This window comes from Pseudomonas sp., from assembly GCF_036404235.1.
Lineage (GTDB): Bacteria > Pseudomonadota > Gammaproteobacteria > Pseudomonadales > Pseudomonadaceae > Aquipseudomonas.
Genome location: NZ_DASWOT010000174.1, coordinates 25895 through 41715, shown reverse-complemented (window position 1 = coordinate 41715; position 15821 = coordinate 25895). Strand labels below are relative to the sequence as shown.

The 15821-nt window shown below is 58.2% G+C and carries 12 protein-coding genes; 2 read left to right on the top strand and 10 right to left on the bottom strand.

What is annotated here, in order from left to right; genetic code table 11:
• Positions 1 to 3 precede the first annotated feature (3 nt).
• On the top strand, positions 4 to 1167 hold the full coding sequence (locus tag VGC62_RS21915) for an NAD(P)/FAD-dependent oxidoreductase (RefSeq protein ID WP_331189174.1): 1164 nt from the start codon (positions 4 to 6) through the stop codon (positions 1165 to 1167).
• Positions 1168 to 1330: 163 nt separating this feature from the next.
• A complete protein-coding gene (gene estP, locus VGC62_RS21910; RefSeq protein WP_331189173.1) occupies positions 1331 to 3271 on the top strand; it encodes an esterase EstP in 1941 nt (646 codons plus the stop codon).
• Between the two features lie 178 nt (positions 3272 to 3449).
• On the opposite strand, the gene trpE is transcribed toward estP, so the two are convergent.
• From trpE to VGC62_RS21860, 10 genes are all read right to left on the bottom strand, one after another.
• The gene (gene trpE, locus VGC62_RS21905; RefSeq protein ID WP_331189172.1) at positions 3450 to 4931 is read right to left on the bottom strand and encodes an anthranilate synthase component I; all 1482 of its coding nucleotides are present in this window, start codon (positions 4929 to 4931) and stop codon (positions 3450 to 3452) included.
• Positions 4932 to 5001: 70 nt separating this feature from the next.
• Positions 5002 to 5832 (bottom strand): phosphoglycolate phosphatase, encoded by an 831-nt coding sequence (locus tag VGC62_RS21900; protein ID WP_331189171.1) that lies wholly within the window; start codon positions 5830 to 5832, stop codon positions 5002 to 5004.
• Positions 5829 to 6503, bottom strand: coding sequence for a ribulose-phosphate 3-epimerase (gene rpe / locus VGC62_RS21895; protein WP_331189170.1), 675 nt, complete (start codon positions 6501 to 6503; stop codon positions 5829 to 5831). The genes VGC62_RS21900 and rpe overlap by 4 nt, the downstream gene beginning before the upstream one ends.
• A 179-nt stretch (positions 6504 to 6682) precedes the next feature.
• The gene (locus tag VGC62_RS21890) at positions 6683 to 8104 is read right to left on the bottom strand and encodes a hypothetical protein (RefSeq protein WP_331189169.1); all 1422 of its coding nucleotides are present in this window, start codon (positions 8102 to 8104) and stop codon (positions 6683 to 6685) included.
• 80 nt (positions 8105 to 8184) lie between these two features.
• Entirely contained in the window at positions 8185 to 9333 is a 1149-nt protein-coding gene (locus tag VGC62_RS21885) for an iron-containing alcohol dehydrogenase (RefSeq protein WP_331189168.1), read from the bottom strand.
• Between the two features lie 171 nt (positions 9334 to 9504).
• Complete coding sequence (locus VGC62_RS21880) at positions 9505 to 10878, bottom strand: sigma-54 interaction domain-containing protein (RefSeq protein ID WP_331189167.1); 1374 nt, start codon at positions 10876 to 10878, stop codon at positions 9505 to 9507.
• A gap of 309 nt (positions 10879 to 11187) precedes the next feature.
• Positions 11188 to 12012: an ABC transporter permease gene (locus VGC62_RS21875; RefSeq protein ID WP_331189166.1), complete on the bottom strand. Its 825-nt coding sequence runs from the start codon at positions 12010 to 12012 to the stop codon at positions 11188 to 11190.
• 11 nt (positions 12013 to 12023) lie between these two features.
• Positions 12024 to 13271, bottom strand: a complete 1248-nt coding sequence (locus tag VGC62_RS21870; protein WP_331189165.1) for an ABC transporter permease — start codon at positions 13269 to 13271, stop codon at positions 12024 to 12026.
• A gap of 98 nt (positions 13272 to 13369) precedes the next feature.
• A complete protein-coding gene (locus tag VGC62_RS21865; protein ID WP_331189164.1) occupies positions 13370 to 14401 on the bottom strand; it encodes a polyamine ABC transporter substrate-binding protein in 1032 nt (343 codons plus the stop codon).
• A gap of 97 nt (positions 14402 to 14498) precedes the next feature.
• Entirely contained in the window at positions 14499 to 15623 is a 1125-nt protein-coding gene (locus VGC62_RS21860) for an ABC transporter ATP-binding protein (RefSeq protein WP_331189163.1), read from the bottom strand.
• Positions 15624 to 15821 lie beyond the last annotated feature (198 nt).

Here is a 15821-nt window from a genome sequence, read left to right as displayed (position 1 = left end):
CCTATGAGCGCGAACTTTAAAATCGCCGTTGTCGGTGCTGGCCCCGCCGGCCTTACACTGGCTCGGATTCTCCATCTTCATGGCATTGCCAGCTGCGTTTATGAGCGTGAAAACCATCCGCTCGAGCGACCGCAAGGCGGCACCCTGGACCTGCACGAAGGCTCAGGGCTGTTAGCACTTGAACGCGCTGCATTGATGGACAAATTCCGGCTCATTGCCCGCTATGAAGACCAAGGCACACGGCTACTCGATAAGTCGGCAAAGGTACTTTTTGATGACCAGCCAATAGCTGACGGCAACCGGCCTGAGGTCGATCGAACAGCCTTGCGTGCGATGTTGCTCGATGCATTACCGCAGCCCTGCGTTCGGTGGAACTGCGCACTGCTGGAGGCACGAGAAAACGGTGACGGCCGTTGGAACCTGGTGTTCGATCACGGCCAGGAGGGGCCTTTCGATTTAGTCGTGGGTGCTGATGGCACGTGGTCGCGCATCAGGCCGCTGCTCTCGCCCTACAAACCGCAATACAGCGGCTTGTGCTTCGTGGAGTTCGGTATCGACCATGTAGACCAGTGCCATCCCGCGCTGGCCCAACTGGTGGGCCGTGGCAAAATAAGCGTGGAGGGTGACGGCAAGGCAATGATCGTTCAACGCAACGGCCACTCACATTTTCGCGGTTATGCGATCTTTCGCGTCCCCCTTGGCTGGGCGGAACAACGCTTCGATTTCAGCTCGCCGCAGGCCGTACGTGAGGGTTTGGCGCATGAGTTCGCAGGCTTCGCCGACGAAATTTTGCAACTGATCCACGCCTGCAATGATCATTTTGCCGTTCGCCCGATTTATGCCCTGCCTGTGGGCCACTGCTGGGCAAACCGCAAAGGCCTGACTCTGGTCGGAGACGCAGCACATGTGATGTCCCCTTTTGGTGGCGAAGGGGTGAATAACGCTATGTTCGATGCGGCTGAACTCGCACGACTGCTGATCGAATCCGCACACTGGGCAGACGGCGTCGCAGCGTACGAAAAGCTGATGTTTGCCCGCGTTGTTGAATCTGCAGAAGGCTCGGCCGATGGAGCGGCTACCTTTTTATCTCACGATGGACAGGCACTGACGCTGGCCATGTATCGCAGTCATCACACTCACGCGCCAACCCAGGCGCCGATTGACTAAACCTGCTCTCAAGCTGCGCCTTCCAAAGTGCCTTTGGTTACCAGGCAAAAATTACTCGTGCCAGGCCGTCTGCCGCATGTCCGAACGGGCGCATAAGGTGTCAGCCTTGCAGCTAACTGCTACCTTGTCGTACGGATTTAACATAACAAGAAAGGATTTCTCGATGCTCAAGCCCATTCTGTCATTGCCGTTCGCGGCCTGTTTGCTCACCCTCGCTTGCTCCTCAGCAGCGGCAGCCTCCTCCCCTTACTCAACGATGGTGGTGTTTGGCGACAGCCTCGCTGACGCCGGACAATTCCCCGATGCGGGAGGTCCGCAAGGCGCTACGCTTCGCTTCACTAATCGGACCGGTCCTACTTATCAAAACGGCAGTGGCGAAATCTACGACCTGAACTCGTCGACGCTGCTGGGCGGCATGCTGGGTGTAGCGCCAGGGGATTTGGCCTCCTCCACGTCCCCGGTCCGTCAGGCGCTCGGCCTGGCCGATGGTAATAACTGGGCAGTGGGTGGCGACAGAACCGATCAGATCCTTGAAGCCATTACCTCGCAGTCACAGGTGGCCAACACCGACGCCACCACTGGCGTCGAAACAGTATTTCGCGAACGACCGGGCTATCTGGTCGCGAACAACTTTCGCGCCGACCCAAACGCGCTGTACTACCTGACAGGCGGTGGCAATGACTTCCTCCAGGGCCAGGTCCTGAGCTTACGCCAGGCAGTCGCTGCGGCGAACACTCTTGCCGCCAGCGCCCAAGCACTGCAACAGGCTGGCGCGCGCTACATCATGGTCTGGCTGTTGCCGGACATCGGCCAGACGCCAGCAGTGTTCGGTACGGCGCTGCAACAACCCGCGACCTTGCTCAGCGGTGTGTTCAACCAGCAACTGATTGCGCGTCTGGGCCAGATCGACGCCGAGGTCATCCCGCTCAATGTTCCCGGCCTGCTGAGTGAAATCCTGGCTGATCCTGCGCGCTATGGGCTGGCGGCGAACCAAAGTCTGGTGAGCACTTGTTTCAGTGGCAACAGCTGTGTGGAAAACACCACATACGGCATCAACAGCGCCACTCCCGACCCGACAAAACTGCTATTCAACGATGGCGTACACCCGACGGTCGCCGGGCAACAGTTAATCGCGGACTATGGCTACTCGATTCTCTCGGCACCTTGGGAAATCACGTTGTTACCGGAAATGGCCAATGGCACATTGCGTGCGCAACAAGATGAATTGCGCAGTCAATGGCTGGCAGATTGGGGCAATTGGCAGAACGTAGGACAGTGGCGCGCCATCATCGCGGGCGGCGGTCAGAAGATGGATTTCGATTCGCAAAGCAATGCCGCTGATGCTGACGGGCATGGCTACAACCTGACTGTCGGCGGCAGTTATCGTTTCGCTGACGACTGGCGAGCGGGCTTAGTGGCGGGCGCGTATCGGCAGACGTTGGAAGCCGGCTCCAAGGATTCTGACTACAAACTAAACAGCTACATCGCCACTGCCTTCGTGCAATTTCAGGCCAATCATTGGTGGGCAGATCTGGCAGCTTCGGGCGGCAAGCAGAATTACGACAGCCTGAAACGCAAGTTCGCACTGGGCGTCAGCGAAGGCACCGAGAAAGGCGATACCGATGGCAATCTGTGGGCCGTGAGCGGGCGAGTGGGTTTTGATATTGCCGAGTCGGGCAGTCGCTGGCATCTGTCGCCGTTCGTCAGTGCTGATTACGCGCACATCGATGTGGACGGTTACTCAGAAAAAGGTACACGTTCTACAGCCTTGTCATTCGACGATCAGACCCGCCGCTCGAAACGTTTGGGCGCAGGCTTGCAGGGCAAGTTCGATGTCACACCACAGACGCAGGTGTTTGGTGAATTCGCTCATGAGCGTGAATTTGAGAACGATCAACAGGACGTGACAATTGCGCTGAACAGCGTGCAGGGGGTCGACTTCACCCTGCAGGGGTATGAGCCGCAACGCAGTTTGAATCGTGCAAGTTTTGGAGTCAGTCAGCGACTGATGCAGGATTTGACTCTGCGTGCTGGTTATAGCTGGCGCAAGAATGACGACGTGACACAGCAAGGGTTGAATCTGGCGGTGAGTCTGGATTTCTGATCCCGACTCATTTTCCTTCCTATTACCCCCACAGAGACCGCGTCGGCAGCACGCCATTCTTTGTGGGCGAGGCTTGTACCCGCGAAGCTCACGACGCGGGGAGCCTGACACACTGCGTGTGTATCCATTCGCGGGCAAACCTCCAACAGACCGATGCAATCTGTGGGAGCAGCTTGTCTCACCCTTCCGGCGTCTGCTGCGCCAATGCCACCGCACGAAACATCGCCCGGCGTTTGTTCAGGGTTTCTTCCCATTCCAGCGCGGGCACCGAGTCAGCGACGATGCCGCCACCGGCCTGAACGTGCAGTTCGCCGTTCTTGATCACGGCGGTACGAATTGCAATCGCGGTGTCCATGTTGCCGTTCCACGCCAGATAGCCCACCGCGCCGCCGTAGACACCGCGCTTGACCGGCTCCAGCTCATCGATGATTTCCATTGCACGGATCTTCGGCGCACCCGATAAAGTACCGGCTGGCAGAATCGCTCGCAGCGCGTCCATCGCCGTCAGCCCACTTTTCAGTTGGCCTGTGACGTTGGACACAATGTGCATCACGTTGGAATAACGCTCGATAACCATCTTCTCGGTGAGTTTCACCGAGCCGATCTCCGACACCCGACCCGTGTCATTGCGCCCCAGGTCGATCAGCATCAAGTGCTCGGCAATCTCTTTGTCGTCCGACAGTAAATCCACTTCCAGCGCGTGGTCGGCCTCTTCAGTCGCGCCCCGCGGACGAGTACCGGCAATCGGGCGAACGGTAATCAGGTTGTCTTCAACCCGCACCAGCACTTCCGGCGAACTGCCAACGACATGGAAATCGCCGAAATTGAAGAAGTACATGTATGGCGTAGGGTTGAAGCAACGCAGTGCGCGGTACAGATCGATCGGCGCGGCCTTGAAGTCGATGGACATGCGCTGCGACGGCACCACCTGCATGCAGTCGCCCGCCAGGATGTACTCCTTGATGGTATCGACGGCTTTTTCGTAGTCATCCTGGGTGAAACTCGAACGGAACACCGGGTCAGCCGCTTGCGGACGAGTCAAGTCCAGACCGCGACGCGGAGTGATCGGCTGACGCAGTTTTTCCATCAGTTCTTCCAGACGCGCGAGGCCGCTTTCGTACGCGCCCTCCTGGGCCGGATCGACCAACACGATGGCGTGCATCTTGCCCGCCAGATTATCGAATACGACCACGGCGTCGGAGACCATCAGCAGAATGTCCGGCACACCCAACGGATCGGGGTTCGGGCAAGCACCAAGGCGTTTTTCCACGTAACGCACACAGTCGTAACCGAAGTAGCCGACCAAGCCACCATTGAAACGCGGCAGGCCAGGAACCGTCGGGACGTTGTAGCGCGCTTTGAACGCTTCGACGAACGCCAGCGGGTCTTCGGACTCAAAGCTTTCGATCTCAACGCCATCATGGGTCACGCTGATTTTGTGCTCATGGGCACGCATCACCGTCCGGCATGGCAAGCCGATGATCGAATAACGGCCCCATTTCTCACCGCCCTGTACCGACTCCAGAAGATAGGAATTCGGCTCGTCGGCGAGCTTCAAGTAGATCGACAGCGGCGTGTCGAAGTCGGCCAGTGTTTCGTAGGCAAGCGGAATGCGGTTGTAGCCTTCAGCAGCTAAACGCAGGAATTCTTCGCGGATCATGAGCAGCCTCGTGGTGTGAGGGTAAAACGGTCAGGTGTGCAAACGTGCCGGACATCCGGCCAGATTCAAGTCAGGTGCGCCAACGCCAGCGGGCCAGGGCCTTGATGACTTTCATCCAGAGTTTGCGAGTGACTACCACGACGGATTCTCTAAAGGAGGGAGATTGAACGTGGGGCAACGTTATCTCAGCGCCCTGCTCTAAGCAACCGGCAGAGCTGCCGGGAATCAGTTTGCGCAAATCGTCGATGACCAGTGCCGGGGACTCCTCGGCAATCGGTCGTCCGTGATTGTAGCCATAGCTCAATGCGACACACGCTACACCGGCAGCTTTGGCCGCCAGCACGTCGTTGCGCGAGTCGCCCACGAACAGTGATTGCGAACCCGACGCGTTGGCCATTTTCATCACGAAAAACAACGCAGCCGGATCGGGCTTTTGCTGAGGCAAGGTATCGCCACCGACAATCCAGCGAAAGAACCGGCCCAGCTTCATCTCATCGAGCAGCGGCGCGACAAAGCACTCCGGCTTGTTGGTGATCAGGGCCATTTCGACGCCCTTCTTCTGCAGCCACTTCAGGGTTTCACGCACGCCGGGATAGACCACGGTCAGTGAATGGCACTCGCTATAGGCTTCCATGAAAATCGCCAGCGCAGCTTCAGTGGACGCCTCGTCGACACCGCTGTGATCAATATTATTGGCCAACGCCCGACGCACCAAAACCCGCACGCCGTTGCCAACCCAGTCGCGCACAGCATCGATACCGGCTGCCGGGCGACCGAGTTCAAGCAGGGTTTTATCCACAGCTGCCGCAAGATCAGGCACCGAGTCGACCAATGTGCCATCCAGATCGAACATGATCAGTTTGGGCAGTTGACCCGGGAACAGTTGCTCGAAACCGCTCATGGGCGGGATAACGCCAGTTCTGCGTGCATTTTTTCAATGACCTCTCGGTAGTCGGGCGCATTGAAGATAGCTGAGCCTGCCACAAACGTATCGGCGCCAGCGGCAGCGATGTCGCGGATATTGTTGACGTTGACCCCACCATCGATTTCAAGGCGGATGTCGCGACCGGAGGCATCGATCAGCGCGCGAGCTTCACGCAGCTTGTTGAGGGTGCCGGGGATGAATTTCTGACCGCCAAAACCTGGGTTAACGCTCATGAGCAGGATCATGTCGACCTTGTCCATGACGTATTCGAGCAGGTTCAGGGGTGTGGCCGGGTTGAATACCAGGCCGGATTTGCAGCCGCCTTCACGAATCAGTTGCAGGGAACGGTCGATGTGTTGGCTCGCTTCCGGGTGGAAGGTGATGTAAGTAGCACCCGCTTCGATGAAGTCGCCAATGATCCTATCCACCGGGCTGACCATCAAATGCACGTCGATTGGAGCAGTGATGCCGTACTTGCGCAATGCCGCACACACCATCGGACCAATGGTCAGGTTCGGCACGTAGTGGTTGTCCATCACATCGAAATGGACAAAGTCCGCACCGGCGGCAAGAACGTTGTCCACTTCCTGCCCCAGGCGGGCAAAGTCGGCGGAAAGAATCGACGGAGCAATAACGAAGGGCTGCATGACGCACCTTTTTTTGAGCTAAATCACGATGGCGCGCATTGTACTCCAAGCGATTCGAATACGGGTTGGGTGGCGGATGAATGCAGTGCGACGCCGCTCTGTAGGAGCGAATTTATTCGCGAGACGTAAAACCGGACACACCCTGTCAGACGTCTCGCCAACACGTTGGCTCCTACAGATCAATCAACCAACGCCTCCTCTATACGCTTTGCCTTGACCACAGGCTTGGCATCCGCCGCTTTCAAATCCTTGCTGAAGGTGCCGTCGTTCTCGCCCTTGAAGAAGTTCTTGCCGTAGATCAGCAAGCACAGCACCACGCCAATCGCGAAGGCCCAGCTTGCGCCCTTGATCGCCAGCACCGCACCAATCACGCCCGCAATACCGAGGTCTCGCTGACTGCGGGCTTCGAGGATTCCCAGGCGCACACTCACGTAGCCCTGAATCAACAAGGTCAGCGACAACGCCACGCCCAGGATCGGTTGCACCAGCGTGACCACCGGCAACAGCAGCAAGCCAGTATTGGTGCCCCAGCGAAACGAGCCAACGCCACCGATGATCGACTTCATCGCCTTCGGGCCGCCTTTGAAACGTTCGATGACGACAACCAGCATTGCTGCCCATTTCGGCCCGCACATGGCGACGTCCGGGCCGAAGATACTCATGAAGGCGTTACGCGCACCGAAGATCAGGTGCGCGCGGTCCGGGTTGTAATCGACGATCTCATCGGTCCGGACTTTTTCCGCTTCATCCAGCAGTGATTTCGCACTCAACACGTCGCCAAAGACGATGATGTACACCGCCAGCATGGTCGGCAGCGCCGAGATGAACATCGACAGCGGCGGCATGCCTAGGCCGAAGACCGTGTAATTGCTCCATAGCCCGGCGAAGTCCGGCTTGCTGATGCCCCACTGGATAGTTGGCCATGGCGCTTCGCCGAACAGCGGCGCAATCACCACCGCCAGCAAAATGATCGGCAAGATCCCGAGCTTGGCGAAATTCCACCAGAAACGGTTGCGCTGTTTCAGCTCATTGAAGTGCTGGGAGAAGATCAGGTAGAACGCGATGCCCACAGCGATAGAGATGGTCCATGGCAGCACGTTGAATTTGCCGCCGACCTGAAACACGGCGATTACCGCGCTCAATCCGGCACCGACGATGATCCCCGACTTGATCGCCGATGGCACATATTCCACCACCTTCTTTGCCATCCCCGTGGCACCGAGCGCGATGGAAAATATGCCGAGCATCAGTTGGAAGGCAATCAAGGCGTGGACACGCTCCGGGCCAATGGGGAATTGCGCGCAATAGGCCATCAGCAGCGGAACGGCTGGCGTGATCCAACCCGGCACGGTCGGGTCGCCCAGCAAGTGGTGGGTGAGATAGAGCAAACCGTTGAGCATCACCACCGCCAGCGCTACTTCGAACGGCATGCCGAGCAGCTCGGTCATCAGCGGGATGGCGGCCAGGTCCACGGCGCACATCAACAGGCCTTGCAGGTAGTCCGGCAACTCGAATTTGTAATGAATGAATGGCAAACGCACCTTGAACGGGCCAAGGGGAATGTAGAGGCTTTCACGCCCCGCTTGAGGGAGATTGGACATTGAACGCACCTGTTTTATTGGTCTTGTAATGGCAAACGCTCGGCTTTCATTCGCCGAGCGGCATTGTGTTAATCAAACAATCAGTAAGCGCTGCGGTAGATCTTCTCGATGTCGGCAGCGGTCAGCTTGCGCGGGTTGTTGCGCATCAGACGCTCAATCTTGCTGGCTTCTATCGCCATTTCCGGGATCGCATCTTCCGGCACGTTGAAGCTGCGTATGCCGGACGGGATGTCAACGGCGACGCACAGGTCGGTCATCGCCTGGACGGCCTGGTCGGCGGCGTCCTTGTCACTCAAGTGCGCAACGCGCACCCCCATGGCTTCGGCAATATCCCGGAAGCGCTCGACGCAGGCCATCTTGTTCCAGGCCATCACGTACGGCAGCAACAAGGCATTGCTGACGCCGTGAGCGATGTTGAAACGCCCGCCCAGCGGATACGCCAGCGCATGCACGGCGCCCACACCGGCGTTGCCAAACGCCATGCCGGCCATGAGGCTGGCGGTGGCCATGTCTTCGCGCGCTTGCAGGTTCGACGGGTTGGCGTAGGCCTTGGGCAGCGCCTTGGCGATCAGTTTGATGGCACCCAATGCGATGGCATCGGTGATCGGCGAGGCGTTGACTGACAGGTACGACTCGATGGCATGCACCAGTGCGTCAACACCGCTGGCGGCGGTCACGCTACGCGGGCAGGTCAGGGTCATGATCGGGCTGACCAGCGCAACGTCTGGCAGCAAGTAATCGCTGACGATGCCTTTCTTCAGTTGCGCTTCTTTATCGGAGAAAATCGCCACATTGGTCACTTCCGAACCCGTACCGGCGGTGGTCGGAATCGCAATCAGCGCGGGGCCTTTACGCTTCACCAGATCAACGCCGAACAGCTCAGCCAGCGGCCCTTCATGGTTGGCGAATGCCGCCACCCCTTTGGCGATGTCGATGGCGCTGCCGCCACCCAAGCCAATCAGACCGTCGTGCCCACCCTCGCGATAAGCGCGGGTGCAGTCTTCAACGATGGAGATTTCCGGCTCCGGCTTGACCTGATCGAAGATGCCATAACGACGGCCACCCAGTTGCGCAAGCGCAAGGTCGACAGTCCCGGACTTGACCAGAATGGCGTCGGTCACGATCAGCGGGTTATTGATGTTCAGGCGAGTCAGTTCAACAGCCAGTTGCTCAATGGCAGCAGGGCCGGTAATCAATTTATTAGCGATTTTGAAGGCAGAAACACTCATCGGGCTCGTCCTGTATGCGTTGTTTTTAAGGAAGACGTGCCAATTGATATAGCCAAACCTGTGCCAAGACGCGCAAAGCCCCGTCTGGCGGGGCTTTGCGCGAAATGCTCATATATGACAGGCGATTTTTGATCAGTTTTCTGATCGATTGACAGGGCTGCGATTGGAATCCTAATCAGATCGTTCCCAGCGCTTCATCTTCTGCACCACCGTCGCCTGGCTGACGCCCAGGGCTTTGGCCGCCTGACGGGTGGTTTTGTGGACCTGCAACGCCGCACGAATGGCCGCCCGCTCGGCATTCTCCAGCACCTTGCGCAACGGCAAGCGGCTGTCATCGGTGTTTGACGGGTTGAGGTTGAGGATTTCTTCTGGCATGTCGAGCGCCTCGATGGTGCCGGTCTGATTGGTCACCACCAGCCGCTCGACAATGTTGATCAGCTCGCGAATGTTGCCGGGCCAGGTGTATTCGCACATCAGGTCGAGCGCTTCGATGCTCCATTGCACCTGACGCTCGTAACGGGCGTTGAAGCTGTCGAGGTAGTAATGCAGCAGCGGCGGGATTTCTTCGCTGCGCTCACGCAAGGCCGGGATGTTGATCGGCACGACGTTGAGCCGGTAGAACAGGTCAGCACGGAAGCGCCCTTCTGCCACCAGCTGTTTGAGATCGTGATGGGTGGCGCTGATGATGCGCACGTCTACTTCCTTAAGCTCCAGACCGCCCACCGGGATAAAGCGGTTTTCCTCAATGACCTTGAGCAGCTTGACCTGCACCGCCAGCGGCAGATCGCCGATTTCATCCAGAAACAACGTGCCTTGGTGCGCCAGCTCCAGCAGCCCACGCTTGCCTTTCGGCCCCGCCCCAGTGAACGCACCGGGGGCATAACCGAACAGTTCCGCTTCAATCAGGTTTTCAGGCAGGGCGCCGCAATTGAGCGCCAAAAACGGCTCTTTGGCACGTGGGCTGGCGTTATGGATGAACTGCGCGACCAGGGTTTTACCGACGCCGGTTTCGCCTTGCAGCAAGACCTTTACCGAGCTGACGGCCACTTGTCGTGCCAGGGCGAAGACGCGTCCAGAGACTTCCTGATCAGCCATCAATGGCGAATGCAGCAGATTGTCGCGCTGACCGGCGTGAAGCTTGGCGGTGCTGTTACGCAGTTGCTTGAGCTGCGCAAGCTCGTCGCGCTCGTGTTTCATGCGCAGCAATTGAGTCATGTCGCGTACGGTGCTGACGATGTAACAAATTCGCTGCTGGTCATCGAGAATCGGGGTTGCACTGACCAGCAGTTTTTTACCATGGCTCAGGCTCTGCATTACCGAGACAGGTTGGCCTTCCTGTAGCACACGCAGCGAAGCCGACTGCGAAATGACGCCTTCTTTGACCAACTCCTGCATGGGTCTGCCAATCAGTTGCGCACCACTCAGCCCCGTCAACCGCTCATATGCATGGTTGACCTTTAGCGTCTTGCCATTGCCATCGGTGATGTACACCCCGTCGTGCAGGGCGTTGAGCAGATCTTCGAAACTGGCGTCATGGACGTTCACCGGGGGCTCCGTGCGTGGGGCTGCAAAGGAGTGGAGTTTAAACGGTGACCGCACAAATGCTGCATAACCGGTAAGCGATCCCCCGCCGTCGGATGAGCAGGTGGCTGAGGGCGCAGTTCAAACTGTAGGAGCCAACTTGTTGGCGAGGCGACCAACGCGGTATGCCTGGGACGCCGCCTCGCGAACAAGTTCACTCCTACAGTGCGCTCATCCCGCGACCGGCGGGGAACCCGTCGTAAACCTGCGCACGCGGTGTGACAGGTAGCCGCACGCGGGGCAAGCCGCGCTCGTGCAGACGACCGGTGTTTATTACTCCACCGCTGTGCGCAATTTCTCGCTGCGTCCACGCAGCCATTCCAGTGTCAACAACAGCACTACCGAGAACAGGATCAACAATGTCGCCGCAGCGGCAATCGTCGGGCTAAGGTTTTCGCGGATGCCGCTGAACATCTGCCGTGGCAAGGTCGCTTGCTCGGGACCGGCGAGGAACAGCGTCACCACCACCTCATCGAACGAGGTAGCGAACGCGAACAACGCCCCGGAAATCACCCCCGGCGCAATCAACGGCAGCGTCACTCGACGAAACGCCGTCACCGGCGATGCCCCCAGACTGGCCGCCGCACGTACCAGGTTGTAATTGAAACCCTGCAACGTCGCCGACACAGTGATGATCACGAATGGCACGCCCAACACCGCATGCACCAGAATCAGCGAAATGTAGCTGTTGCCCAATCCCAGCGGCGCAAAGAACAGGTAACTGGATACGCCGACAATCACCACCGGCACCACCATCGGCGAAATCACCAGCGCCATCACCAGCGACTTGCCCGGAAAATTGCTGCGAGTCAGACCAATCGCCGCCAGCGTGCCGAAACCCATCGCCAGCACTGTCGCAGCTGGCGCGACGATCAAGCTGTTCTTCAAGGCGCGCATCCACTCTGCCGAACCGAAGAAATCCTGGTACCAGTGCAGCGAGAACCCTTGCAGCGGATAGACCAGAAAGCTGCCCGAGTTAAACGACAGTGGGATGATCACCAGCACCGGCAGCACCAGGAACAACAACACCAGCCCACAGCCAATGCGCAGCGCGTAATACCAGACCCGCTCGACGGGCGAGATGTAAGGACTCAACATGATGACGCTCCTCAGCTCAAACGCAGGCGGCTGGCGCCGACCAACCAGCTATAAATCAGATACAGCACAACGGTCGCCAGCAACAGCAAGCCGCCCAGTGCGGTCGCCATACCCCAGTTGATGCTGGTGTTGGTGTAGAAGGCCACGAAGTAGCTGACCATTTGATCGTTCGGGCTACCGAGCAACGCAGGCGTGATGTAGTAGCCAATCGACAGGATGAACACCAACAGACAACCCGCGCCGATCCCGGCGTAAGTCTGCGGGAAGTACACACGCCAGAAGCTGGCGAACGGATGGCAACCCAACGAAATCGCAGCACGCATGTAGGTCGGCGAGATGCCCTTCATGACGCTGTAGATCGGCAAAATCATGAACGGCAACATGATGTGGACCATCGAGATGTATACGCCGACCCGGTTGAACACCAGCTCCAGCGGTTTATCGATAATACCCATGGCCATCAGCGCGCTATTGATCAAGCCGCTCGATTGCAGCAACACGATCCAGGCCGCAACGCGCACCAGAATCGAAGTCCAGAACGGCAACAGCACCAGAATCATCAGCAGGTTGCTTTGACGCGCTGGCATGTTCGCCAGCAGGTAAGCCAACGGATACGCCAGCAACAGGCAGATCATCGTGATCACCAGGCCCATCCAGAAAGTGCGGGCAAAGATGTCGACGTAGATCGCCTGATCAGGCGTTGCAGGTGCTACGTCGCCAAGATCATCAATACGATGATCGACGGCGGCCAGCAGGTAATAGGGGGTGTAGCTCGACGTGTTGCGACGGATCGCCTGCCAGTACGCGGGATCACCCCAACGTTCATCAAGGGCTTCCAGCGCGTCTTTATAAGAAGCAGGCTCGTCCTTGAACGGCAATGCACGAGCGGTCTTGGCCAACAGACTGCGGTAGCCAGCCAGCTCCATGTTCAGGCGTTTGGACAGGTCGCCCAAGGTCTGATTCTTGCGGGTTTCGGCAAGGTCCAGGCTTAACGCCTTGTACACCGACTCCGATGGAAGTCCCTTGCCATCCCACTTCGCCACTTCAACCACCGTCAGCGGCATACCACCCACCACTTCCGGGTTGTTGACGCTCTTATAGAGCAGCGCGGCAATGGGCACCAAAAACACCAGCAGCAGGAAAATCGCCAACGGCGCGATCAACGCCTGAGCCTTCCAGCGGTTGACGCGCTCAGCATGGGCCAGGCGTTGCTTCAAGGTAGGGCTGGCGCCTTCAGTCAGGGGCACGGCGATGGCCATAGCGAACTCCGAAATCTTTGAACAAAGGGGGCGCCCTCTGCACTGCCAGCCATCGGCACAACAGAAGACGCACCCGGATCTAACTCAAACCAACGCGCTTACTTGGCCGCCCAAGAGTTGAAGCGCTGTTCCAGCGACTCACCGAAGTCAGCCCAGAATTTCACGTCGATCTGCACCTGATCCTTGATGTTGGCTTCGGTGGTCGGCATGTTCTGCAGGGTGTCGGCGCTCAACAGCTTGACGGCTTCCTTGTTGGCCGGGCCGTACGCGATGTTCTCGGAGAAGGTCTTTTGTTGCTCAGGGGCCAGCGAGAAGGCGATGAATTTCTTCGCTTCAGCAGCGTTTTTCGCGCCCTTTGGAATGGCCCATGCGTCGAAGTCATAGACGCCGCCGGTCCACACCACTTTCAGGTTGCTTTCTTTCTGCACGGCAGCGATACGGCCGTTGTAGGCCGAACTCATGACCACATCACCCGATTGCAGGTATTGCGGCGGCTGTGCGCCCGCTTCCCACCACTGAATGCTTGGCTTGAGCTTGTCGAGCATCTTGAATGCGCGGTCTTGGCCTTCTTTGGTGGCCAGCACTTTGTAGACGTCTTTCGGCGCAACGCCATCAGCCATCAGGGCGAATTCAAGCGTGTACTTGGCGCCCTTGCGCAGGCCGCGTTTGCCCGGGAATTTCTCGGTGTTCCAGAAATCCGCCCAGCCGGTGGGTGCCGATTTCAGCTTGTCAGCGTTGTAAGCCAACACGGTAGACCACACGAAAAAGCCCACGCCGCAGGTCTGGATGGCACCTGGCACGTAGTTCTCGCTTTTGCCCAGAATGGCCGGATCGAGCTCTTCGAACATGTCTTCGTCGCAACCGCGCGACAGCTCCGGCGATTCGACTTCCACCAGGTCCCAGGTCACGCTTTTGGTATCGACCATGGCCTTGACCTTGGCCATTTCACCGTTGTATTCGCCCGCGATGATCTTACCGCCGCCGCCTTTTTCCCATGGTGCGTAGAACGCTTTGTCCTGGGCGATCTTGTTCGCGCCACCGAAGGAAATGACGGTCAGGTCAGCCGCCATCGCCTGCGCTGCACACATCATGCCCAGCGTGATGGCGGTGAGTTTCAATGTCTTCAACATGTGTTGTTCTCTCCACGAGCGGTGTTGGTTAAGCGTTTAGGGGCGATGATTTCGCCTCTGGATGCTTCTTCTTTTTTTACGTGCTGCTGCGGGTGAATCAGTGTGCGTCCTGCAAAGGATCGAGCGCGCGAGCGTGTTCGACCTGCCATCCGATGGGCACCACATCGCCAACGCTCAGCGCCGGGTCCAGCTCGGCGATCGGCTGCTTGACGAAAAAATCGGTCTTGCCTGCCACTTCCAGGCGCACACGTACGTGGTCGCCCAAGTAGATGAACTCAACGACGCGCCCAGAGAATCGGTTCTCGCAACTTTCGCTACGGCCATTGAGATTGACGCGCTCGGGGCGAATCGACAGGGTCACGGCGTCACCGGTCTGTCCGACGTTGACCGCCAGCGCCTCGACCTTCTCGCCACGGGCCAGACTGACCACGCAGCGGTCGCCGTTCTGGCTGAGCAGCGTGCCGTTAATGCGATTGTTTTCGCCGATGAAGTTAGCGACGAAGGTATTTTTTGGCTCTTCGTAGAGCGTGCGCGGTGGTGCGATCTGCTGGATTTCGCCCTGATGGAACACCGCCACGCGGTCAGACATGGTCAGCGCCTCGCCCTGATCGTGCGTCACATAAACCACCGTCACGCCGAGGCGCTGGTGCAGGTGCTTGATCTCCATCTGCATGTGTTCACGCAGTTGCTTGTCGAGGGCACCCAACGGTTCGTCCATCAGCACCAACTGCGGCTCAAACACCAGCGCACGCGCCAGGGCCACACGTTGTTGCTGACCACCAGACAATTGCGCGGGATACCGATGAGCGAAGGTGCCGAGCTGAACCATGTCCAGCGCACGCTTGACCTTCTCGCTGACGTCGGTCTTGCTCATACCACGCACCGACAGCGGAAACGCCAGGTTCTCGGCGACGGTCATGTGTGGAAACAACGCGTAGTTCTGAAACACCATGCCGATGTCGCGTTTATGCGGCGGCACGTTATTGATCGAGCGCCCAGCCAGCAGAATGTCACCCGCAGTTGGCGTTTCGAAGCCTGCAAGCATCATCAGGCTGGTGGTTTTACCGGAGCCGGACGGCCCGAGAAGCGTGAGAAATTCGCCTTTGCGAATGTCCAGGTTGAGGTCTTTGACGATCAGTGATTCGCCGTCGTAGCTCTTCTGCACACCACGAAAGCTGACCAGAACATCATTCGCCCCAGCGCTTGAATCGACATTGCTCATTTCCCACACCTTTGCTTAATCAACCGTGGGAACAAGCCTAGATTAGCTTGCAAACCAAGCAAATCGGGGCGCAGGAGAGATTCGCCTAAGGCACATGGAAGGTTCTGTGTAGGGATTGCCCTACAAGGATGGCGGGAATAGATATGTCGGAAGACGGCGATTTTCTGCAGGAACAGCAGAAGGTTGCGAGAAGGCCGG